This window comes from Emticicia sp. W12TSBA100-4 (genome assembly GCF_040253585.1).
In the GTDB taxonomy this organism is placed as follows: Bacteria; Bacteroidota; Bacteroidia; order Cytophagales; family Spirosomataceae; genus Emticicia.
Genome location: NZ_JBELAU010000011.1, coordinates 193,740 through 217,563 on the forward strand (window position 1 = coordinate 193,740; position 23,824 = coordinate 217,563).

Here is a 23,824-nt window from a genome sequence, read left to right on the forward strand (position 1 = left end):
GCGATTTTCAATTAAACCTTTGACACTATTCAAAGAATAGTGATTCAAGCTCTCATTCAAATTTATCAAATAAATCCATTACTATGATTTATTCTTGATATTTATCCAACCAAATAAAATTTCAAGTACCGTTATTGTGACAATACCAATACTTGAATAACTTATTATTCTATCTAAAATATTATCTGATGACATACCGCATTCAGATTATAAAAGCACACAACATTAATCAAGCCATTGCCTGTTTAGTGTTCAGCAAAAGTCATTCATAAAATCATAACACAGAACTTAACAATTACTTGCAAAACTGGAAATTACATTCCTTCCTTTTTTGTAAAGAATAACCACTAAAAACGTATAAAATAAATTTTTACTTATTTCATACTACCGTTTGATAATTTTTTGGCACAAAATTTGGACTCCATTAATCAATATCAAACACATGGTTAATCTTACACAGTGAACCCAAAATGACGAAAAAAATGAAAAAGGTTGTGCTTTTTGCGGCTGCAATCGCTTACTTAGGTAGCAATGAAGCCATCGCCCAGAGTAACTTAAAATCAATTGGTACTCCAATCAATACAAGAGAGTATCGTGAACACGCATTTTCGATTAGTGGAGACGGAAAAACATTCGTATTTGTACAAGACCGTCCGGATGGTACAAAAGTATTCATGAGTACACGTGCTGACAAATCAGCCGCTTGGGAAACACCTCAACTCATTAAAACAATCACAGATAAAGTTCAGAAAGGAAAAGTAATGGGTACAAGTCTTACCTTTGATGGTAGGGAATTGTATTTCGATGCTATATTACCAAGTGGGTTTGGCGATAGAGATATTTTTTATGCAAAACGCATGGGTAACGAATGGAGTGATACACAAAATGTTGGAGAACCTTTAAATACAGCCATGTATGAAGGAAGTCCAAGTGTTTCGCAGGATGGTAAAATGCTGTTTTTCGTTCGTGAGAAGTTTGAAAAATACCGTAATACAGAATCATGTTATACGATTTGGGTAGCTAATAAAACTGACGATGGGAATTGGATCAACTTTGAGAAGCTGGGAGAGCCAATCAATTCAGAATGCGAACGAAACGTAACACTTATGCCCGATAGTCGCTCTTTAATTTTTAGCTCAATTCGTGGTGGTGGTGCTGGAGGATTTGACCTCTACCAAACAGAATTACAAGAAGATGGCAGTTGGACTTTCCCTAAGGATGTAGATTTCTTGAATACACCAAACCATGAAGAATACACAGCCATTACTGGAAATACTGAGGAAATTTATGTAGAGATAAAAGGTGATATCTATTATGCTGCTTTACCAAATAAATTTAGAGGTGCGAGACAAATCCCTGTAAACGTAATGGTTGTAGATGCTATGACAAAAAAACCAATCGATGCTTCGGTTTTTGTGGCCATGAATAGCCGAAATTCAGCCTCATTCTCAGCTAAAAATGGAGTTTCGTTGATGCAGCTAAAAGCAGGCAACAATTATACGCTGGCTTGCGAAGCACCAGGATACTTACCAGCAAATCAGATAAAAGTAAGTCTTGAAGATGTAAATGGAACCGAAACAATTAATAATACTATTGAGATGATGCCAAAAAACATTGGCTATACAATCAAAGTATTAGGGCCTGATAATAATGTTATTAACAATGCAAAAATCAGAGTATTTGATTTAAATACTAACCAAATTGTTCCAATTGACATTAATAATAATGCTCGTGTAGTGTTTGGAAACTTATACGGTCTGTCGGTTTCAGGTGGTGGAAATGCTGACTACACAGGCAACTGGATTCCTGAAACAAGTGATGCTGACGAAAAATTTGTAAAAACAATTATACTCGAAGCTAAAACTACTATCTCTCCTATTGTAGCAGCTTCAAAAGTAGATAAAAAAGAAAATCCTTATGTGAATGCTCCAGAGGTTGATATGAATAAACCTACGGAAACATTCAAATTGAAAAGTGATCCGAATATTTCGTTTGAAACGAAAAAGGTCTACACACTTAATGATGTGTATTTCGACCGAAATTCAATCATCGTAAAATCGGAATACTATATTGACATCAATCGCTTGATTGAGTTGATGACATTAAATCCAAAATTGAATGTACAGTTGGCTGGTTATTCGGATAGTGTTGGTGATGCTGCTGTCAATCAAAGAATCTCGTTACGCCGTGCCAAATCTTGTGCAGACTATCTGAGAAGAGCAGGAATTGACCCTAACCGTATGTTGGTTAAAGGTCTGGGCGAGCAAGAAGTTATAAGAGACTCTAAAGGCAAAGAAGATACTTCAAAAAGTCGAAGGGTAAGATTCATCGTGTATTAAGACCTTTTAAAAATCGCTGCACATTGTGGCGATTTTTTTTGTATTTTCAAAAAATAGGTTATTTCTATATTCTCTTCTATTTTTGAAGAAAAAAAGGATAATCGACAATGAAAAAAATATTCTCACTACTTTTACTCTTATTACCGCTCGCTAACACGTTTGCACAAAAACTTACCGATAAACAAATAGCAGATTATCTTGATACTCTCCAAAAGCGAGAAATAATCACTGAATTTGGTAAAGATTCTTTCTTGAAAATTATCAATAAAGAAGATAAAGTTCTCAACCAACGAATGTCAGGCAGTGCGTTTGGGCAATTTGGCAAAAATCAAGTTCCTGATTCACTTGTAAAATCTCGTACAGCAATTTTAGGTTTTATTGGCGTATTTGAATTAATGCGAAATGTGGGTTCTGCTGCTGATGAACTTATTCGTTTGAGAGAATTATCAGAAAAAATGCTGGGTGAGAAAATGCTTTTCAAAACCGAAGTCGAAGGTGATGTAAAAGTTAATAATCCCCTTACATTTCTTGCTATCGAACAAAATCTTCGTCCATCAAAGACTAACTACCTTGAACTTGCTGCACAATTAAAAGCAAGTAACCTTATCGACGAAAAAGTTTATAACGAATTGGTCGTTTGGTTAGAAAAAGGCCAAATCAAGCTAATTAAAGACTTTGGCTTTTTTATTTACGCAGCCAGACAAACCTATTTTTATGATAATTATTCTTCACTTAAAGCAACACAATTTAGACTAATTGATAGTTTACAACAAAAAAATCTCTTATCAACTACTGATGCCAATTCGCTCAAAAACTCCTACAAAGACTATGAACTGAAAAGCAAAGTTGAAATTTTATCTTTCTGCAAAAACGCCATCATTATTCCTTCTGAGCAAAAAAACCTTACTCGAAGCGAAATCTATGAAACCTACTGGAAAGAAATCAAGCAAAAGTTACTGCCAAATTTCGATTTTAATGAAATAAAACTCACAGAATTGAGCAAAAATGAAGAAGAAAAGGCACAAAGTCTGATTAATATTCCAATAAAAAACCCGTTTGCCAATCAAAATAAATATAAAATTAGTTATCAAGTTGGCGGAAAAACATACAGTCAAAAAGCTGATACTGATTTTTCTTTCATCAAAACTATCAAAAAAAGTATTCCGCCGGATATTGACATTGATTCATCCATCATTACATCTTATGCCAGTGCATTTTCATTTTTGACTGGTTTTTCAAACAAGGATTTTCAGTCAATTAACGATTTTTTGACCGACCAACATTCTAATAAACGTATCATAGTTGTCAGCAATGATTATAATCCTTTCTTGTCGGTCAGAGATTCACGTAAAGTTATTCTTTTGGTCGATAGTACACAAAATGTGCTTTTTATTGATAAAAACAAAACAAATCCTCTTTTTGAAAACGTTTTTGGCAGTAAAATCAGCTTTTCAGATAAAAACAGTCGTGATAGCCTTAATGTAATTATTAAAGAATTTCAACAAATTGGACTTATTCAATCATTGGATACAGCAATGACCGACAAAGCCATTGTTGATTTGCGTTTTGAGCCTAAAAATAATACCAACATTAAACGTAGCTTGTTGTCACAATTTCCAGAAGTAATTGCCAAAGTCAGTCCGTTACCATTGAGAGAAGCAGAGCAAGTTTTGATGTTCAAAAACTTTATTGGAAGCCTCGAAAAAATTTCAAGAGGTGCTTTTAAACCCGAAAAAGTTACCGACAATTTTGAAACAGAAATCAAGAAAGGGAATAAAAAAGACCGTGAATTAGTGGTAAGTTTTAGGCTAAACAACAAAAAATATGAGTCAAAAAATAAAATCGCTCATGTAGATACTGAGAATGAAGTCAAAGAAAATCAATTTTCTCTCAATTTTAATGGTCTATTTTTCAATACACAAGATTGGCTTGAAGAAATAAATCGTGCCTTAGACGAGAATAGGGTTAATGGAAATTTCATTAAAATAAATACACAAAATTCATACGCTTTTAGTGGCGAAGAAAGCTATATTTTCTTAACAAAAGAGCAAAAAACATATTTAAAAACTAAACACCCTGAAATTTTAAATGACCCCGAGAAAGCTAATATTTATGGTAATTATCAGCAGCAAGTAGCGGCATTTAGTACAGAAAACTTTGCAAAAGCCCTAAAAAGAGAAAAAATGTTGGCTGAAGACGCGGCAACAGACACCAAAAATGCTAAAGAACCATCTGATATTTTGAAGGAAAGCAAACAAGTTGCTGTGATTGATCTGAACGAACTTTCGGGTAAATCAAATACCGAACTTTACGCTTATATTCTAAATAAAGTCAACGAAAAACTTCTGCCAAAAGCTAAAATCAGTGAGGTAAAGTATTTCAGAGAAAGCACTGACAGTACCGAAACAGACTTTGACCAACAAAATATTTCGGCTTTGATAGATGGCAAAGTTTATAAACAAACACTATTTATTTCATTACAAAAAACAATTAAAAACAATTTAGATTCACTCAAAAAACCTAATTCAAATTATTTTCCATCAATTGGCGAGAATCAGTTTAAGATTATCAATGATTATTTGACTGATATTGCTTCGCCCTATCGTTTGGTGATTGTCTGTGATTATCGAAGTCCGAAACTCTCTTATGTGCTTTTTGATAGTACTCAAGCCACAATTGTAGAAGAAACATTGCCCAATAATTACGTCGATTTTACGATGTATGAAAGAACTTTCAGCCGAGATAGTATCAATGCTTTGCTTGATGATTTTGCTCAATTTGAATTTATAGAGAAGATGTCAAGTATCGAAAAAGATGATTTTATTATTAATCTTCGTAAATTTCAAACAAATGGACTTTCGATTCTCGAAAACCTCAAAAATGTTATTATTAAATGCAATATTTGGGATGTCGAGTCTTACAAAAATGTTTATAAATCTGCTATTGATTCATTGACTAAGATTTCAAGAAATCAGTTTAAACCTACTCAATTGACCGACAACTTCACTAAAAACTTAAAAAAAGGTAATTACTCCGACCGCACATTTACTTACAGTTTTGTGATGCCAAATGGCAAAAAGTACGAAGAAAAACAATTTGTAAAATCCCTATTAAAGCCCAAAAACAAAAAAGACAAAATTGAGTATGAGGTTTTTGATTTTGACACAGGAAAACTCTCGGACTTAATCAATAAGGCACTTAATGAAAATAATGCTGAGGGTATGTTTTATCAAATTTTTTCGGAAGCTGACGAGGAAGAATCAGTCGGTCCAAGATTTATATTCTTAAATTCAAAACAATACCGTTGGCTCAAAAACAAATATCCTGAAATCTTTGAATCATACAACAACGACCCCGAATCAGATATTGATGAGCGAAAAGAGGAAAAATAAGGGTTTAATTGATAATTAAAAATGAAGAATTGAGAATATTTTTAATTCTCGCACAATAAATTCTTCAAACGAATTCCACTTTATCCATGCCATGCAACAGCATGGCTGACACGAGAAATATAATATATGCTTTGGCACACTTTGTATGGCATGCATAACTAAAAAATAAGTACCAATAAATTCTATACTCAACCTTTACCTATATGAAATCAAAAGTATTTTTTGGATCTTTGGCAATACTATTTTTTATTGTTGCCTCTGCCCTACAAACCAATTCTTGCGATGTTGATTGGGCAGAATATTTAGGTGGGCCCGACCGAAACCATTATTCAAAATTGACACAAATAAACCCCGAAAATGTTAATAAATTACAAATTGTTTGGTCGTATTCAACTCCTGATTCGGGACAAATACAGGTAAATCCAATCATTGTCGGAGGAGTTTTATATGGTGTCACCTCTTCAGTTCAAGCATTTGCACTTGATGCTGCAACAGGTAAAGAAATTTGGCGTTTCGGTGACCCGCTCAAAAACTGGGCAAGTACCAGTAGAGGCGTAACTTACTGGCAAGAAGGCAACGATAAAAGAATCTTATATACGGTAGGGCCAAATTTGTGGGCTTTAGATGCCAAAACTGGAAAACCAATCGAAACATTTGGCGATAACGGAAAAACTGATTTACACACAGGTTTACCTGAAATTGCTCAAAATAAGTTTGTCATTTCAAATACCCCAGGAACACTTTTTGAAGATTTAATCGTAATGCCACTTCGCCTTTCAGAAGGGGCTGATGCCGCCCCAGGCGATATTCGAGCATTTAATGTTAAAACTGGAAAACTGGCTTGGACTTTCCACACAATTCCTTACCCAGGAGAATTTGGTTATGAAACTTTTCCGAAAGATGCTTACAAAAATACGTACACTGGTGCAGCAAACAACTGGGCAGGAATGTCAGTTGACCGTAAAAGAGGCATCATTTACGTGCCAACTGGCTCGGCTGGTTATGATTTTTACGGTGGAAATCGCAAAGGACAGAACCTTTTTGCCAACTGTTTATTAGCTTTGGATGCACGAACAGGTAAACGTTTATGGCATTTTCAAACAACGCACCACGATATTTGGGACAGAGATATGCCTGCTCCGCCAAATTTAATGACGATAAAACAAAATGGGAAAAGAATTGATGTTGTGGCACAGGTGACTAAGCAAGGATACGTATTTGTCTTTGATAGAGTTACAGGAAAACCAATTTTTCCAATAAAAGAAATGCCTGTTCCGAAATCAGACTTGGAAGGAGAATCAGCTTGGCCAACGCAACCGATTCCGACTAAGCCCGCTCCATTTGCTCGACAATCAAATACTTTGACCGAAAAGGACATTAGTCCTTATGCTGAAAATCGTCAAGAATTACTTCAGAATTTCAAGAAGTATAAAACTTCACTCTATCACCCAGGAACTAAAGAGGGAACTGTAATTTTTCCGGGTTATGATGGGGGTGCTGAATGGGGCGGTGCAGCTGCTGACCCCGAAGGAGTTTTATACGTAAATGCCAACGAAATGGCTTGGATACAAACAATGGTTGAGACACCAAAAGAAGATAAACTAAACAATTTGAGTGCGGGCGAAAAACTATATGTTTCTTACTGTACAGCTTGCCACGGAAACGACAGAAAAGGAAACCCAAAATCAAATTATCCATCTTTAATTGATATTCACAAAAAAAGAGATAAATCTTTCTTAACAAATATTATCAGTAATGGGAAAGGAATGATGCCTGGTTTTACGGCACTTTCAGCGACCGAAAAGCAAGCGATTGTATCATTTTTATTTGGAGATGAGAAAAAAGAGGTCGGATCAGCCATAAATATTTCAAAACCTGTATATTTACCTTATAAGAGCACTGGTTATAATAAATTTTTAGATAGTAAAGGTTTGCCTGCAATATCACCACCTTGGGGAACAATGAGTGCGATTGATTTGAATACTGGTGAATTTTTATGGAAAATACCTTTCGGATATGAAGAAAGTTTGAAGAACAAAGGTATTGAAAATACAGGCGTAGAAAATTATGGTGGTCCAGTAATAACAGCAAGTGGATTACTTTTCATAGCTGCAACAAAAGACGGAATGTTTAGAGCTTTTGACAAAAAAACTGGGAAATTATTATGGGAAACTAAATTGCCAGCGGCAGGCTTTGCAACTCCATCAACCTATCAAGTTAATGGAAAACAGTATATCGTAATAGCTTGCGGAGGCACAAAACTCGGTACTAAAAAAGGCAATCAATATGTAGCATTTGCTTTGCCATAAATCCTTTTTTTTCATCATAGGTTAAGTCAACAAACCCTTCATGTGCTTACGTGAGGGGTTTTTCATTTGGTTTTAAGCAAAACAATTATGAGTTATCTCAGTTTTTTTTAAAAACCCAATATTAACTTAATAACAATAATACAATTATAAATTATTATTATACCAGATATGGTACCGTATAATAAAAACCTAAAAAAAGACACATTATTTATATCAAATAATCTTATCTTTAAGATGTAAATACTCTACACATTAAGCAAATAGTCTACACCTTATACGTTTTTTAGGTTCACCGTCTTTTATAAATTGATTTTCTAAACCAAAAAAAAGAGTATCCTGCTATGAAAAAAACTTTCCTATTTCTCTTGCTTTGCTCAGGAGTAGTTTTTGCACAAGATGTAGAAACCAAGCCAAGTAAGCCCATTCGTACTCCGAAGAAAATTGCAATTATTTTAAAAGTTGGTACTACTGGAATCTCACCAGAGGTATCTTATAACTTCAAGCCAAAGATCAATTTCAGAGGAATTGTCTCGTTTTATAGTTATCAAAGAAAGGACGTTATCACGTTTGATCAAGGCACTGACGTTGAAGAAGGCAAGGCACAGTATGATGCCAAATTGAATCTGGGTAATGTAGGAGCAGTAATTGATTATTATCCTTTTAAAAAGTTTTTGGCACTCAATGCTGGCGTCTTTTATAACCTAACTGCGATAGATTTAGGTGTTCTTCCTAAAAGTAATATCAAATTCAATGACCGTATCTTCACTCCCGAAGAAACAGGCTCGCTTGGATTGAAAGTAAAATACAATAAAGTAGCTCCTTATTTTGGAATATCTTTGGGAAATCCTAACAATGGTAAATTTAGGGTTTTATTTGATTTAGGAGTATTATACTCTGGTTCGCCAAAAATTGAGATGACTGGTACTGGTTCAATCGAACCAACGGCTGCTCAAGCTCCGCAATTACAGGCAAATCTTAAACCTCTCTATCTTTATCCTGTCATGAAATTCGGGTTTTCGTATGCCCTTAAATAAATTTAAATAAAATTTAAAAAAATATTCATAACCATGAATCCAATGAAGACTAACCTTATTTTACCTCGTTTCATTCAGTTTTGCTTATTGATTGGCGTAACTTTTCTTTTCGATTCTTGCAAAGACTTAAAGAATTTAGACCCTGGTAAAGACATAAAATTAATCATGAACTACAAACCAGCTGATTCGTTTGTAGAGGCACAGGTAAAAGATGCCAAAACTGGAAATTTAATTTTAGATAAAATCAACATCGAAATTATTGGTAAGGAATCTGCTAATATTATCAACTTTGAAGGTGAAGCCAAAACAACTTATACTAAAAAGGGACCCTCAATCTATTTAGGTTTGAGAAATGTTACCCCGACTGCAACCCAACCTGTAGATTTTAAGATTATTATAAGCGTAGATGGCTATCTCACTTCAAGCCGAGATGTTTCGTTGAAAGGCGTAAATAACCCTCCTGTTGAAATTCTATTAGTGAAAGCATCGACCCCACCAGTTGGATCTGCTGTGCAACAAGGGACTATCACAAACTCAGCTACAACTGGTTCAAGTCAAGACAACTCAATTGTAGCGGTTAATGGTCAAAATTCAACTATCGTTGAAGTGGACAAAGGAACTGTCATGAAAGACAAAAATGGAGCAACACTTTCAGGGGCATTACAAACTACCGTTGCCACATTTTCAGGCCAATCAAGTGAATCTGCCAAAGCTTTTCCTGCCTCAAATACTACAGTTTTATCCAAAGGGCCAAATGGAGAAGCGAATGTTAAGGGGACATTAGTTCCTTCGGTATTTGCAGCAGTTGAAATGAAAGCTACAAATGGAAGTAAAGTTTCCACTTTTTCCCAGCCAGTAGATATTTCTTTTGAAATTTCACCAAATAGAATCAATCCTAAAACGAAGCAAAAAGTAAAGGTGGGTGATGAATTCCCTATCTATAGTTACAGTGAATCAACTGGTGTTTGGACTTATGAAAAAGAAGGCGTTGTTGTGAGCAGAGGAAATGAATTATTTGTTACATTCCCAACAAGCCACTTATCATGGTTTACTTTAGCTGACTTTATCATCTCTAATAGTTCATCAACTTTCAATGTCAAAGTAACATTTAACTCTGATGGAAGTGTAAGTGCCGCATCTTATCCTTGTAGTATCGAGGCATTTTATGCACCAACCGAGGAGGGAGGTGAACCATCTATTCAAAATATCTCAACTGAAATTAAAAAGAATAGTGGTGGTAGTGGTTACACTTTAGATCTTGAAAACATTGGTTTGAATGTCACTAAACTTGTTCTAAAAGTAAACTTTGGAGTTGGAACTCAAGTTTTTGAGGTTACTCGGTCAAATGGAACAATGAGTAGTACTAATTTTACTTTTAAAACAAGTACAAACAAAAACAAAACTATTTTTATCAATGTTACTTGCGAGAACGATAAACCATTAGAAATCAAACCATATAATGTAGGTATCGAAGGTACTTTATTATCGCCTGTTAACTGGTCATTCTTAGGCAATGTAAGTTATGATAGTGGTGATAATAAAATTAAACTAATAACCTCTCTGCCTGATGGTGTCGACATGAATTTCAGATCAGTTGCCTACCCTGATTATACGAAAATAATCAATACAGGTACAACTGAGACCTTTACAGTGCCGATTCAACTTACCAAAGATCATCCTTTGTGTAAATGACGAATCCTGAACATAAAAAATGATCTATACTGGTGCTGGCTTTACTGTTCCACTTTACTAATCAAAGACCATCCACTTTGCAAATGTGGAAAGCAATGCCTGGCAAATATTGAAATTAATGACTTAGAGATTTTTTTATATTATAGTTTATAAAAAAGTAGCCAAATGAAAGCTTTTATAGCAATCATTTAGCTACTTTTTTACATTCATTATAGCTCAAGAATAGGATTATAAAAAAAGCCAATTTGACTAAAGTCAAATTGGCTTTTATATTAAATATCAGACGGGGTCTCCCAGACCTTAATTAACCATTTTACTGATAAAATTAGGGAAGACTCAAGTAATATATTTTATGAAGTTTATAAACTTCTGCGTTTTACTTTAATTACATCTTGGTAAACATTACCATCAGATACAATCTTTACAAAGTATTTTCCTTTAGGTAATTGACTGATATTGTATATTTTTTCAAAATTACTAACATTATAATATCTTGTACCATATACCAAATTATCGTGTACATCTCTGATTTCAACTTCTAAAGTCTTAACTTTTTTCTCAGGTACTTTTACTTCAAATCTTTTATTAGAATATTTAATTTCTGGACGGTCAGCATCACGTGCGAAAGTGGGTTGGCCAAACATGGCTATAAGTATCAGGGCAGGTAAAAGATTTTTCAATTGCATAATCGTGTTGGTTTATTAAGATGATATTGTTTTAGTTAAAAATTAAGCCAATATCATGCCAACGAAAACTACAAAAGCAAATTTATTTTTAGTCAAGAATTAGTCAATTTTTGGACAATTTTTGCCGAACTTAGGTTAATATCTCTCAAAATTCCAGTTAATGGCAAATTAAATCCTAAAAAATATAATCCTTTGTATGGTTCGGTTTCGTGCCACATTTCTTTTGGGTATGCTCTTTCATTGAGCAGAGGAGCGATATTTTTAATTATTTTCTCCAGATGAGCATGATAACCTGTAGCTAACAAAACCACATCAATCTTAATATGTTGACCATCTTTAAAAATCACCGAATCATGCGTAAATTCCTGAATATCAAGCAAAACAAGTATATTTTTTTCTTTGATTTGTTGTAAAGTTCCAACATCAATCACAGGAACTTTTCCTTGCTTGCGAAGTTGCTCAGAAGGTGCAAGCGGTGAAATCGGAATACCTGTATCTTTCATCGAGCCAGTTGATAGTCGCTTGAAAATTTTTGATATTAAATCATAAAAAGAATTACCAAATTTTGATAAAAATATGGCCAATCCTTGAGTTGAACGCCCCAAAAACTCTCGGTTTACGATATTTACAGGATTACGGATCGAAACAAAAGTTTTTGCTCCATTTTCGTATAAATCCAACGCAATTTCAGCACCCGAATTACCATAACCAACTACCAAAACGTTCTTTCCAGCATAACACTTTCCATTTTTGTATTGATTAGAATGAATGATTTCGCCACCAAACAAAGAGTCATTGATAAAATGTGGGATTTTTGGCACACGATTATAACCAGTCGAAACAATGACATTTTCAGTCAAAAACTCATCGGTTTGAGTTTTAACGTGCCAAATTTTATCTCTTTTTACAATATCAATAACTTCTTGTTTGTAGATTGGTTGAATTTTGAAATGCTCTATATAAGATTCAAGATACTGAATATATTGGTCTTTCGGCACAAAAGTTGGGTAATCGGCAGGAAATGGCAAGTGTGGCAATTCTGAATGAACTTTATCAGTGTGCAAACGAAGTCGGTCATAATGGTTTCGCCATTCGTTTCCTACATTTTCCGATTTTTCTAAAAGAATAAAAGGAATTTTCAGCTTGCTTAAACGCCCAGCAATCGAAAGCCCCGACGGCCCTGCACCGATGATTATATTTTTATGAATTGTCATTTTATCGAAATAATATTATTGTTCACTTCAAATTCATAACTCAAATCTAAATCTCGCATCGCATTAATGAAAGAAATTCGTTTGAACTTTATCAAATCTTTAACCGAAATTTCCACTTCCGTAAGCAATTGATTATCAAGCAAATATTCTCTTTTAGTTCCAAGAAGCAAATACGTATTTGGTGTAAACCATTTTGTTCCATCAAAAAAAGCTAAATTTGCATAGGTTGTGTCGGTAAGTAAACCATTTTGAGTGATAATTACATCATCAGCTTTCGGATAAAGTTTTAGTAAATGCTGAAATCGGCTTCTATCTTCGTACTTAAAATCATACTTTAAAGACTGATATTCATCTATTTGTATAATTTTTGGATGCTTAAATTCGTATTCAAAAAATTCAACTCTGCTGATTTCTTTACCATAACTTACTCGACAACGATAAATCCCCTCGCCTACCCAATCAGGAATTTCGATGCTATTCTGAAAATCAAAATCGCCAATTATACCAAATAAGTTTTCGAGCGACCACCGCACCCGAAAATTATGATAATATAAATTATGTAGCTGCCGATTTTGGCACTTGATTGTCTCAAACAATAGGGACATATATTTTCTGAATCATTTCTTGGTATTCATTTTCAGCAATGCTTCGGGCAGTAATTCCACCACCACTTTTATAAACTAAGCCATTTTGGGTCTTTTCAATAAAACGAATCATTACTCCCGAATCAAAGGTTTTTCCATCAAAAAGTCCACAAATTCCTGTGTAAAATTTTCTCTGGATACAGGTATTTTTATATTGTGCTTGATAAGTGTATTTTTCAGCCTCAGCAATAATCTCCAAGGTTTTATCTTTTGGAGCTCCTGAAATCGAGCCAGCAGGCAAAAGTGAGAAAATAATATCGCCCAAACTTTCTCTCCAATTACCTGATAATAAACCACTTACTTGCGAACTCACTTGCAACAACTTTTTGTTATCACTGGTCTGAATCTTATCGATATACCTAAATTTTTCAACCCAAACTTTATTGGCAACTTTACTAATATCATTTCTGATTAAATCAACGATTGTCGTATGTTCATAAAGCTCTTTTTTGTCGGTCAGAATAATCTCTTCAGCATTTTCTAAGCTCGCATCAATCGTGCCTTTCATCGGAAAGGAAGAAATTTTGCCCAGTTCATCAATTTTCACAAAAATTTCGGGCGAAAAACACACAAATTGGTCTTGTAAATAAATTTTATAACGGGCATCACTTTGTTCAAAAACATCCAATAAACTGATATTCAAATCAATGGGCGTTTCGCATGTGAGATTTGTCAAAAAACTATTTCCGAGTAAGATATTTTTCTGAACTAAATCAAAAGCTATTTTATAGTTTTCATACGAAATGGGCTGTTTATCCAGTTGAATATTTTTTAAATCTCTGTCTAACTTTTTATGATTTGTCTGGCCATTTATCCAAAATTTTAGCGATTCTTGCTGAAGGTTTTCGAGCGGCGATATTATCGCATTTTGTCCCTCAAAATCACTTACAAGTAAAAATGGGACATCTTTAGCGGCCAATTCATTAATTTTTTTTATACTCTCTGCTCTATTTAATTTCGCTTTCATACACTTGTTTTACCTCTACCCTACACCTCTAACCAAATCTTGATTTATTTCATTCAAAATTAAACATCTTTCAAAATCTCATTCAAACTTTTGTCGATTAAAACTCACTTTTTGGAATTGTATTTAGTTAGTTCAGCTATTCTTTTCACAAAAATATCAATAGTTTTGTTTATTGAGTAAAATTTGTCAATTTCGCAATATCATTCATTCATCAAACATCTTAAACCTACTCCATGAGAAAACTTCTTACTTTACTCATTGTTTCATTTATATCTGGCTCAGTTTTTTCGCAAGTCACCTTTCAGCGAAATGGTGTTTACGATGAGCGTCCTGCTCAATATGCCTTCAAAAATGCTACAATCGTAGTAGATGCCCAAACTGTACTTGACAATGCCATGATTTATATCAAAAATGGCTATATCGAATCAGTTGGTAAAGACCTACAAGTTCCCAACGGAACAGTTGTATATGACTTGAAAGGTAAAAGAATTTACCCATCTTTAATTGATATTTATTCTGACTACGGTATGCCCGAAATTCAGCGTCCAGCAGGCGGAAGAGGTTTTGGTGGTTCTCCTCAACTCGAAAGTAATAAAAAAGGGGCTTTCGATTGGAACCAAGCGGTGAAACCTGAAGTTGATGCCACAGTCGAATTTAAAGTAAATGCTGTTAAAGCAGAAGAAATGCGTAAAATTGGGTTTGGTAGTGCTGCTGTTCACATTGCTGACGGTATCGTACGTGGAACATCTGCATTTGTATCATTCTCATCTGAAAAAGAAAACGAAGTTTTGTTAAAAGCTAAAGCTTCAGCTCATTATTCCCTCAATAAAGGTTCTTCGACTCAAACTTATCCAGTTTCTTTGATGGGTTCGGTTGCTTTGCTTCGCCAAACTTACTACGATGCTGAGTGGTATAAAAAAGGTGGAAAATCTCAAGAGAGAAATCTTTCTTTAGATGCTTTCAACGAAATGCAATCACTTCCACAAATTTATGAAGCGACAGATAAATTGGCTGTTTTGAGAGCTGATAAAATTGGAAAAGAATTCGGTGTACAGTATATTATCAAAGGAGCAGGCGATGAATACCAAAGAATTGATGAAATAAAAGCAATTAATAGTTCATTGATTCTTCCTTTGAGTTTCCCAACAGCTTATGATGTGGAAGACCCTTTTGATGCTTCCATGGTTGGACTTAATGAAATGAAACATTGGGAAATGGCACCAGCCAATGCAGGACTTTTATCAAAAGCTGGAATCAATTTCGCACTCACTACATCTGGTTTAAGAAACAAAACTGAATTTTGGGCAAATCTCCGCAAAGCCATAGAATATGGTTTACCTGAAAATAAAGCACTTGAGGCACTTACTTCGACACCCGCTAAATTATTGAAAGTTGATAACATGGTTGGAAGCTTGAAAAAAGGAATGTTGGCTAATTTCATTATTACTTCTGAAAATCTTTTTAGTAAGGATAATGTAATTTACGAGAACTGGATTCAAGGCAAACGTTACATTCTAAATGATATGAATGTAACTGACATCAGAGGAAACTATGATTTGAAAATTGATGATAAATCGAATTATAAATTAAATATTACAGGAAAAATTGACAAACCTGAATACCAGTTTATCTCAAACGATACAGTAAAAACAACACCAAAAGTTAGTCGTATCAGTGATTTATTGACGATTACGACCAAACTTGACAAAAAAGATGCAAATGAGTCTCGTTTAAGTGGGTATTACGATGGAAAAAATATCAAAGGCGAAGCCATTTTAGGTGATGGTAAACAAGTGAAATGGGAAGCTATCTACAAGGATGCACCAAAAGCAGAAGTTGCTAAAAAAGATACATCTAAAGCAAAAGTACCACAAATTGGAAAAGTACTATTTCCTTTCACAGCTTATGGTAGTGAACAAAAACCTCAGCAAGAAACAATGTTGATTAAAAACGCTACTGTTTGGACAAATGAAAAAGATGGAATTGTAGCAAATACTGACGTTTTATTACAAAATGGAAAAATTGCACAGGTGGGCAAAAACTTAACTGCTCCAGCAGGTGCAAAAACAATTGATGGAACGGGTAAACACTTAACAAACGGAATTTTTGATGAGCACTCGCACATTGCTTTATTTTCAATCAATGAAGTACAAACAGTTTCATCGGAAGTACGTCAAGAAGATGCTTTGAATTCGGAAGATATAAATATTTATCGCCAATTGGCTGGTGGTGTAACTTCATCACAATTATTACACGGTTCGGCTGACTGTATTGGCGGTCAATCGGCTTTGATTAAGTTGAAATGGGGCGAAAACCCTAATAATTTACTAATCAAAGGTGCTGATGGTTTTATTAAATTCGCCTTGGGAGAAAACGTAAAAAATGGCAATAATCCTTCGCCATCTGGCCGTTTCCCTCAAACACGTATGGGTGTTGAGCAAGTTTATACCGATGCATTCCAGCGTGCAAAAGAATACGAAAAAGCTTGGAAAGATTATAATGCCCTTAGCAACAAAACAGGCATAACTCCTCCTCGCCGTGATATAGAATTAGATGCTTTGGTAGAAATTCTCAACAAAAAGCGTTTCATTACTTGCCACTCTTACGTACAGTCTGAAATCAATATGTTAATGAAAGTTGCCGAATCTTTCAATTTCAATATTAACACTTACACACACATTCTTGAAGGCTACAAAGTAGCTGATAAAATGAAAACACACGGTGTAAATGCCTCTACTTTCTCGGACTGGTGGGCATACAAAATGGAAGTTAAAGAAGCGATTCCTCACAATGCGGCAATCTTAACTAAAGTTGGCGTAACTACGGCAATCAATTCTGATGACGCCGAAATGGCTCGTCGCCTAAATCAAGAAGCAGCAAAAACTGTACTTTACGGAGGAATGTCAGAAGAAGAAGCTTGGAAAATGGTAACGTTAAATCCTGCAAAAATGCTTCACTTAGATAACCGTCTCGGAAGTATCAAAGTAGGGAAAGATGCCGATGTTGTATTATGGAATAACAATCCTCTTTCGATTTATGCTCGTCCAGAAAAGACAATCATTGATGGAACAGTTTATTTTGATATTGAAAAAGATGAACAAATGCGTGAAAGCGTAGCCAAAGAGCGTAACAGAATTATGCTAAAAATGCTCGCAGAGAAAGCAACAGGTAATCCGACCCAAAGAGCCATGCCAAGAAGAAATCAGCACATTCACTGCGATACAATTCTTGAAATGGGCGATGCTGAAGATTGTAGCCGTTGTGCTTCAGGTGGTCGTATTTTTGGAGCCAACTTGTTTCACGGGACTGAGTAATTTTATCTATTTAGTCATTAAAAGCCTTGATAACCTCAAGGCTTTTTTTATTTATAAGTGTATAAAATACAATTGTAAATTATAATAATTATATTTTAAAATGAAAATGGTTATAATTGCTTATTATTAATTTATTTTAATAATAAGCAATTGTAATTAAAGTAAAATATCAATATTATGCTTTTTTATTTGGCATTTCACATAAAACATAAAATTTTATTCCGAAAATTTGCATTTTAAAAAACATTGAGAGTAACTTCGCAGTTGATAATCTAAACAAAAACCAAATAAACACTTATTATTTATGATGAAACGATTCACCTTCTCGGTGTTGGTGAGCTTGCTTTTCCTAAGCACCACACTATTCGCACAAACCCGTTCTGTATCAGGAACAGTAAAAGATGCCACTGGCTCAGGAATCCCTGGTGCAGGCGTAAAAATCAAAGGCACAATTAAAGGAACCTCTACTGATGGCAACGGTGCTTTCAAACTTGATGTTGCTGTGGATGCAACTTTAGAAATTACTGCCATTGGCTACGAAACACAAAGTGTTGCAGTACCTGCTTCGGGAGATGTTAACGTAATTTTAAAAGATGCTGCAACTTCACTTGATGAAGTGGTCATTTCGGTTGGTAGCCGTAACTCAAAACGTACTTTGACTGATACGCCCCTACCGATTGACATTGTTTCGAGCAATGACCTCAGAACCACAGGACAAACTACTTTCGACAAGGCTCTTCAATACCGTGTTCCTTCATTCAACACTGTTCAAACACCTGTAAATGATGCAACTTCATTGCTCGACCCGTATGAAATTCGTAATATGGGGCCAAGTCGTACATTGATTTTGATTAATGGTAAGCGTAAAAACTCAAGTGCCTTAACCTACATTCAGACTTCACCAGGACGTGGCGAAAGTGGTGCTGATATTTCAGCAATTCCAACTGAAGCTATCAAGCGTGTTGAAATCTTACGTGATGGTGCATCAGCTCAATATGGCTCAGATGCGATTGCGGGTGTAATGAATATTATCTTGAAAGATAAATTTGAATACGGTTCTGTAACATTAAACACTGGCGTAACGCACAAAGGTGACGGCGGAATTGTTGGCTTTACGTTAAACAATGGTGCTAATTTTGGTAAAAGCAGCTACATCAACTACACAGTTGCACTCTCTCACGTTGGTCAAGCAAATCGCCCGGGCGTCGTGAGTGCCGAAGCTGAAGCCGATGGAAATTTAGGATTTGGAGCTCCACTTTCGGAAGTTCAAGCCTTCTTAAAATTAAAACCAGATGCTGGTAATATCAACGGTGCTCCTGAAACTGCCGCTGCAAAATTTGCAGTTAATGGTGGTTTTGGATTGACCGAAAACACTGAATTATACTACACGGGTGCTTATGTCTTCAAAAAAGTAAATAGCTTTGCTAATTATCGTACCCCATATTGGCGACCAACTGACTATGGTTTATTGACTCCAGCAGGAAGTCCGTATTTAGGATATGTACCAACTTTTGAAGGAGATTTGAATGACTATAATGCAACAATAGGTGTTCGCTCAGAAAAAAACGGCTGGAAATCTGATGTAAGCTTTACAACTGGTGGCAACAAGCAAGTCTATACTGTAAGTAACTCAGTAAACCGTGGATTAGGTAAAAATAGCCCGATTCAATTCAAGCCAGGTGGATATGCTTTTAGCCATAATGTAGGAAACATTGACCTTTCTAAATCATTGACCGAAAAAGTTAATCTTTCTATGGGTTCAGAATTTAGAGCTGAAACTTTCACAATCATCGCTGGTGATACAGCATCTTATGCAACTGCTCCAGGAGCAGATTCATTCCCAGGCACAAGTGCTGTAAATGCAAAAACTTCTACTCGATATAACTTTGGTGGATATGTTGGCTTAGGTTTTGACATTACAAAAGATTTCTTGATTGACGGAACGGCTCGTGTAGAAAAGTATAGCGACTTTGGAAATGCTTTCGTTTGGAAGATCAGCACACGCTACAAATTTGCTGACGATAAAGTAACACTCCGTGCGTCAATTTCAACTGGTTTTAGAGCTCCTTCGATGGCCCAAAGCAACTTACAATTGGCACAAGCAAGTTTTGTTCCAGGTCAAGGTATCCAAACAAAAGGTATCGTAAACAATTACAGCCCTCAAGCATTCTTGTTAGGTGTACCAAAATTGAAAGCTGAAAATTCAGTAAACTTTACTGCTGGTTTAGGTCTCAACCCTAATAAGAATTTTAGTGCAACGCTCGATTTTTACAGTATCAAAGTAGATAATCGTATTATTTTAAGTTCTGAAATTGCCGCAGGAAGTGGGGCTCAAGCAGCAGCTTTAAATAAAATCTTGTCTGATAATGGTATTGTAGCAGTTAGTTTCTTCGTAAACGGCATGAACACAATGACTCAAGGTTTAGACTTCGTAGCAAACTATAAAAATGTAGTTTTGGGTAAAGGAAAATTAGCCTTCAGCTTAGCGGGTAACTATACAATTAAAAATGAAAAAGTTGGAGAAGCTTTGACACCATCACTTATCAAGTCGGCTGGACAATCAATCATTGATGCAACACAAGAAGCATTATTGCTTACATCACGTCCTAAATACAAAGCTATCTTAGGAGTTGATTACGTAGTTGGCAAAATGAACTTTAACTTAAATAACACGCTATTTGGCCCAACAACATTCCGTCAAAATGGTTTGAACTCAAACTTGAAGACTGTTTTTGAACCAAAAGTTGTAACAGATTTAGGTGCAAATTTCCAATTAGGTAAAAGTGTAACTTTAGGCTTGAATATTAATAATATTTTTAACATCATGCCTAAATGGAATTTAGTGGCGTTGAATTCGGCTGGTGAGGCAGTTTTGAAAGATGCAGCACAAGTTTTCAATAATGTTAATTTGATTACATTCAACGGTCGCTATTCAAATGTTACTTATGATGGCTCACATTTCAGCCAACTCGGTACAACATTCGCAGCAAATTTGAATTTCAGGTTCTAATTCGTCTAATAAAGCAATCATATAAAAAACTCCAAGAGTATCTTCTTGGAGTTTTTTATATCTAATACTTATTCTATCTTTCAAAATCAATCATTCGATGATAGCCATTGATACATCACAAACGCATCTACCAAACCCAATTTTTGGTGTTGAAAGGCTTTCGGAATTCGACCAATAATCTCAAAACCACATTTTTGCCAAAGTCTGACAGCTACTTCGTTTGTGCTTATAACGATATTAAATTGCATTGCTTTGAATCCCAAATTCCGTGCTTCTTGTAACGAAAATTTACACATTGTTTCGGCAATTCCTTTTCCTCTTTGAATAGGATGAACCAAATACCCTGCATTGGCAACGTGTGAACCTAAGTCTGGTTGATTGGCTTTTAAATAAAATGTACCAACAATCTGGTCATCAATTTCGCAGACGTAAGCAAATTTATCATCTGAACCCCAATAAGTTAGCATTTTTTCTTTTGGCGAATCTGGAGCAAAAACCAATGTATCACCACCGGCAATAACCAAATCTAAAATTTCCCAGACAGCTTCTGCATCTTTTACATTATCAAATCTTCTAATATTCATTTTATGAAACCTTTCTTGCTATAAAAAAATTATCATCCCAAGCGTAGGATTTTTTGGGTAAAACCTCAATTAATTGAAACCTCCGAAGCTTTAAAAACAAGGCCAACTCTTCCTTCAAAAATGCTCTTAAAGTTGAAAAGTCTTCCCCAATTTTCTTGTAAGCACCATTAGAATCCATCTTAAAATATTCTGACTCCCAATCCCAAGTCCAACCAGAACTCAGATTTTTTCTACTTTTACTCTTTCTTTGATAATCGTTGACTCCGTATTTAACCTTTAATTCATCAACTTTTTCATTTTCAAAATTTTCAAACATCTTTTCGGCATCAATGGCATCAAACATCAGCATTCCACCTACCTTTAAACTACGTTTAATACAATTAAGGGCATCCAACAAGCCGTCATTCTCTATCAAATAACTTATACTTCGACCAGTAATTATTGTACAGTCAAATTGGTTATTCAAGTCAAAATTCCTCACGTCAGCTTGGCTAAACTTCGCATTTGGTGCAGTTTGTTTAGCAATTTCAAGCATTTCATCAAACAAATCAATTCCCCAATAATCATACTTTGCATCAAGAAGCCTTTTAGCCAAATTGCCAGTGCCACAACCAACTTCCAAAACCTTTGCGACGCCATTTTTTCTTAAATGCTCATCGTAAAACTTAAACTCTTCGTCGTAATCAAATAGGGTTTGATATATTTCATGATAGACATTTGCCAAATTTGTGTATAATTTACTCATAATTTCAATTTTTAGTCTTTTTTACACTCACAAAATTAAAAATAGAGATTATTTTTTTGATTCTAAATCTATATCGAATTTTGTTTTATTAATCTATCATTTTTTAGAAATCTGATTTGGAATTACCCGTATTTTTCACAAAATTTGTTCATCAAACTAAAACCTACCGAATGAAAAAACAATTATCACTTCTCAGCCTTTTATTGATAAATCTTTGTGTTTTTGCCCAAAATCCAGCCCCCGCTCCTGCACAGTCAAAACCAATTGCGTTAGTTGGTGGAACGATTCACGTAGGTGATGGAAAAATTATTCAAAATGGAACAATTGTATTCGACAAAGGAATCATAACTGCGATTGGCGATGTTAACACAAGTTTTGATAAAAATACTACTGAAGTTATCAGCATCACAGGAAAATCTGTTTATCCAGGTATAATTGCCCCTGCGGCTTTACTTGGCCTGATAGAAATTGGCTCTGTTCGTTCAACATTCGACCAAGCCGAAACTGGTCAATTTAATCCAAATATTCGTTCATTAATTGCACATAACACCGACTCAGAAGTTATTCCAACAGTACGTGGAAACGGTGTTTTGATTGGACAAACAACTCCCGAAGGCGGAATTATCTCTGGTACTTCATCGGTGATGGAATACGATGGATGGAACTGGGAAGATGCTGCACTGAAAAAAGATGATGGTGTGTGGTTAAATTATCCTGCCTTAATTGCTCGTCAGTTTAGTTTTGAAGAAATGAAATTTGCAGTTAAGAAAAACGAAAAGTATATCGAGCAAAAAAACGAACTTCAAAGTTTTATTGCTGATGCACTTGCATATAGCGAAATTAGTAACCCAAACCCTAAAAATGCTAAACTTGAAGCAATGAAAGGTTTGTTTGATGGCTCTAAAAAACTTTATATTCGCACAAACTACGGAAAAGAAATCATTGAGGCCTGCCAAATGGCACAGAAATTTAAGATCAAGAATATTGTAATTGTTGGTGGTGAAGAAGCAGAATTAGCTCTCGATTTCTTGAAAACAAATAATATTCCAGTGATTGTTTCACCCACTCACCGATTGCCTAATACACCTGATGAAGATGTCTGGAATCCGTACAAATTGCCTAATCGCTTGATGAAAGCAGGGATCTTGACTGGAATGTTCTACACTGAAGAATTTTACAAAACTCGCAATTTACCTTTTGTGGCTGGAACAAGTGCAGCATTTGGCATGGACAAAGAAGATGCTTTAAAAATGATTACGCTTAATAACGCTAAAATTCTTGGCATCGAAAAACAAGTTGGGACGCTCGAGGTAGGTAAACATGCAACAATTGCCGTATCAGATGGTGATATTTTAGATATGCGTACGAATAAAGTAAGTTATGCTTTTATTAGAGGTAAAAAAATAGATCTTGACGACAAGCAAAAGCGTCTTTACAAAAAGTACGCTGAAAAATATGGTATCAGTGAAAAATAAGAAATCTTAAAAAACTTAGAGGATTGCAGCAATGTAATCCTTTTTTTTATGAAATTTCATTTCTTGAAAACTACCCAAACAGCCAAAAAAATTAAACCAAAACCTACCAAATAATTCCATTTCAAAGGTTCTTTTAGATATAAAACTGCAAAAACAACAAACACTACAAGAGTAATTGCTTCCTGAATGGTTTTGAGTTGAAAAGCATTAAATTGCCCATAACCGAGCCGATTGGCAGGTACCATGAAAACATATTCAAAAAACGCAATGCCCCAGCTTATCAAAATAGCTTTCCAAATTGGCAAGTCTGGTCTTTTCAAGTGTCCATACCAAGCAAAAGTCATAAATGTGTTTGAAATTATCAATAATAAAATGGTTCGCATAAAATAATTTTGAATGAGTGAATGAGCGAATGAGTG

The 23,824-nt window shown here is 34.9% G+C and carries 15 protein-coding genes; 8 read left to right on the forward strand and 7 right to left on the reverse strand.

The annotated features are described in order from the left end of the window. The first annotated feature begins 482 nt into the window (after positions 1-482). From ABR854_RS17740 to ABR854_RS17760, 5 genes are all read left to right on the forward strand, one after another. A complete protein-coding gene (locus ABR854_RS17740) occupies positions 483-2,339 on the forward strand; it encodes an OmpA family protein (protein WP_350267042.1) in 1,857 nt (618 codons plus the stop codon). A gap of 107 nt (positions 2,340-2,446) precedes the next feature. Then, on the forward strand, positions 2,447-5,731 hold the full coding sequence (locus ABR854_RS17745; protein WP_350267044.1) for a hypothetical protein: 3,285 nt from the start codon (positions 2,447-2,449) through the stop codon (positions 5,729-5,731). Between the two features lie 203 nt (positions 5,732-5,934). Beyond that, the gene (locus ABR854_RS17750; RefSeq protein ID WP_350267046.1) at positions 5,935-8,040 is read left to right on the forward strand and encodes an outer membrane protein assembly factor BamB family protein; all 2,106 of its coding nucleotides are present in this window, start codon (positions 5,935-5,937) and stop codon (positions 8,038-8,040) included. Positions 8,041-8,381: 341 nt separating this feature from the next. After that, entirely contained in the window at positions 8,382-9,074 is a 693-nt protein-coding gene (locus ABR854_RS17755) for a hypothetical protein (RefSeq protein ID WP_350267048.1), read from the forward strand. 42 nt (positions 9,075-9,116) lie between these two features. Next, the gene (locus ABR854_RS17760; RefSeq protein WP_350267050.1) at positions 9,117-10,766 is read left to right on the forward strand and encodes a hypothetical protein; all 1,650 of its coding nucleotides are present in this window, start codon (positions 9,117-9,119) and stop codon (positions 10,764-10,766) included. A 359-nt stretch (positions 10,767-11,125) separates the two neighbouring features. Here the strand turns inward: ABR854_RS17760 and ABR854_RS17765 are convergent, their stop codons facing one another. The 4 genes from ABR854_RS17765 to ABR854_RS17780 all read right to left on the reverse strand — a co-directional run bounded on the left by ABR854_RS17765 (position 11,126) and on the right by ABR854_RS17780 (position 14,277). Beyond that, positions 11,126-11,452 carry a T9SS type A sorting domain-containing protein gene (locus ABR854_RS17765; protein ID WP_350267052.1) on the reverse strand — a complete coding sequence of 109 codons (327 nt, stop codon included), beginning with the start codon at positions 11,450-11,452 and terminating at the stop codon, positions 11,126-11,128. 92 nt (positions 11,453-11,544) lie between these two features. Then, entirely contained in the window at positions 11,545-12,666 is a 1,122-nt protein-coding gene (locus tag ABR854_RS17770; RefSeq protein WP_350267054.1) for a flavin-containing monooxygenase, read from the reverse strand. Then, a complete protein-coding gene (locus ABR854_RS17775; RefSeq protein ID WP_350267056.1) occupies positions 12,663-13,199 on the reverse strand; it encodes an aminotransferase class IV in 537 nt (178 codons plus the stop codon). Before ABR854_RS17775 ends, ABR854_RS17770 begins: the two co-directional genes overlap by 4 nt. Positions 13,200-13,254: 55 nt before the next feature. After that, positions 13,255-14,277: an aminodeoxychorismate synthase component I gene (locus ABR854_RS17780; protein WP_350267058.1), complete on the reverse strand. Its 1,023-nt coding sequence runs from the start codon at positions 14,275-14,277 to the stop codon at positions 13,255-13,257. 233 nt (positions 14,278-14,510) lie between these two features. On the opposite strand from ABR854_RS17780, the gene ABR854_RS17785 reads away from it, so the two are divergent. Both ABR854_RS17785 and ABR854_RS17790 read left to right on the forward strand, forming a co-directional pair. Beyond that, on the forward strand, positions 14,511-17,591 hold the full coding sequence (locus ABR854_RS17785; RefSeq protein ID WP_350267060.1) for an amidohydrolase family protein: 3,081 nt from the start codon (positions 14,511-14,513) through the stop codon (positions 17,589-17,591). A 304-nt stretch (positions 17,592-17,895) separates the two neighbouring features. Continuing rightward, positions 17,896-20,601, forward strand: a complete 2,706-nt coding sequence (locus ABR854_RS17790; RefSeq protein WP_350267062.1) for a TonB-dependent receptor — start codon at positions 17,896-17,898, stop codon at positions 20,599-20,601. Between the two features lie 86 nt (positions 20,602-20,687). On the opposite strand, the gene ABR854_RS17795 is transcribed toward ABR854_RS17790, so the two are convergent. Beyond that, entirely contained in the window at positions 20,688-21,185 is a 498-nt protein-coding gene (locus ABR854_RS17795; RefSeq protein ID WP_350267064.1) for a GNAT family N-acetyltransferase, read from the reverse strand. 1 nt (position 21,186) lies between these two features. After that, positions 21,187-21,930, reverse strand: coding sequence for a class I SAM-dependent methyltransferase (locus ABR854_RS17800; RefSeq protein WP_350267066.1), 744 nt, complete (start codon positions 21,928-21,930; stop codon positions 21,187-21,189). Positions 21,931-22,100: 170 nt separating this feature from the next. Here ABR854_RS17800 and ABR854_RS17805 point away from each other — a divergent pair, with 170 nt between their 5' ends. Further along, a complete protein-coding gene (locus ABR854_RS17805; protein WP_350267067.1) occupies positions 22,101-23,405 on the forward strand; it encodes an amidohydrolase family protein in 1,305 nt (434 codons plus the stop codon). A 56-nt stretch (positions 23,406-23,461) separates the two neighbouring features. Here the strand turns inward: ABR854_RS17805 and ABR854_RS17810 are convergent, their stop codons facing one another. Continuing rightward, positions 23,462-23,788: a DMT family protein gene (locus tag ABR854_RS17810; RefSeq protein ID WP_350267069.1), complete on the reverse strand. Its 327-nt coding sequence runs from the start codon at positions 23,786-23,788 to the stop codon at positions 23,462-23,464. Between the last annotated feature and the right edge of the window lie 36 nt (positions 23,789-23,824).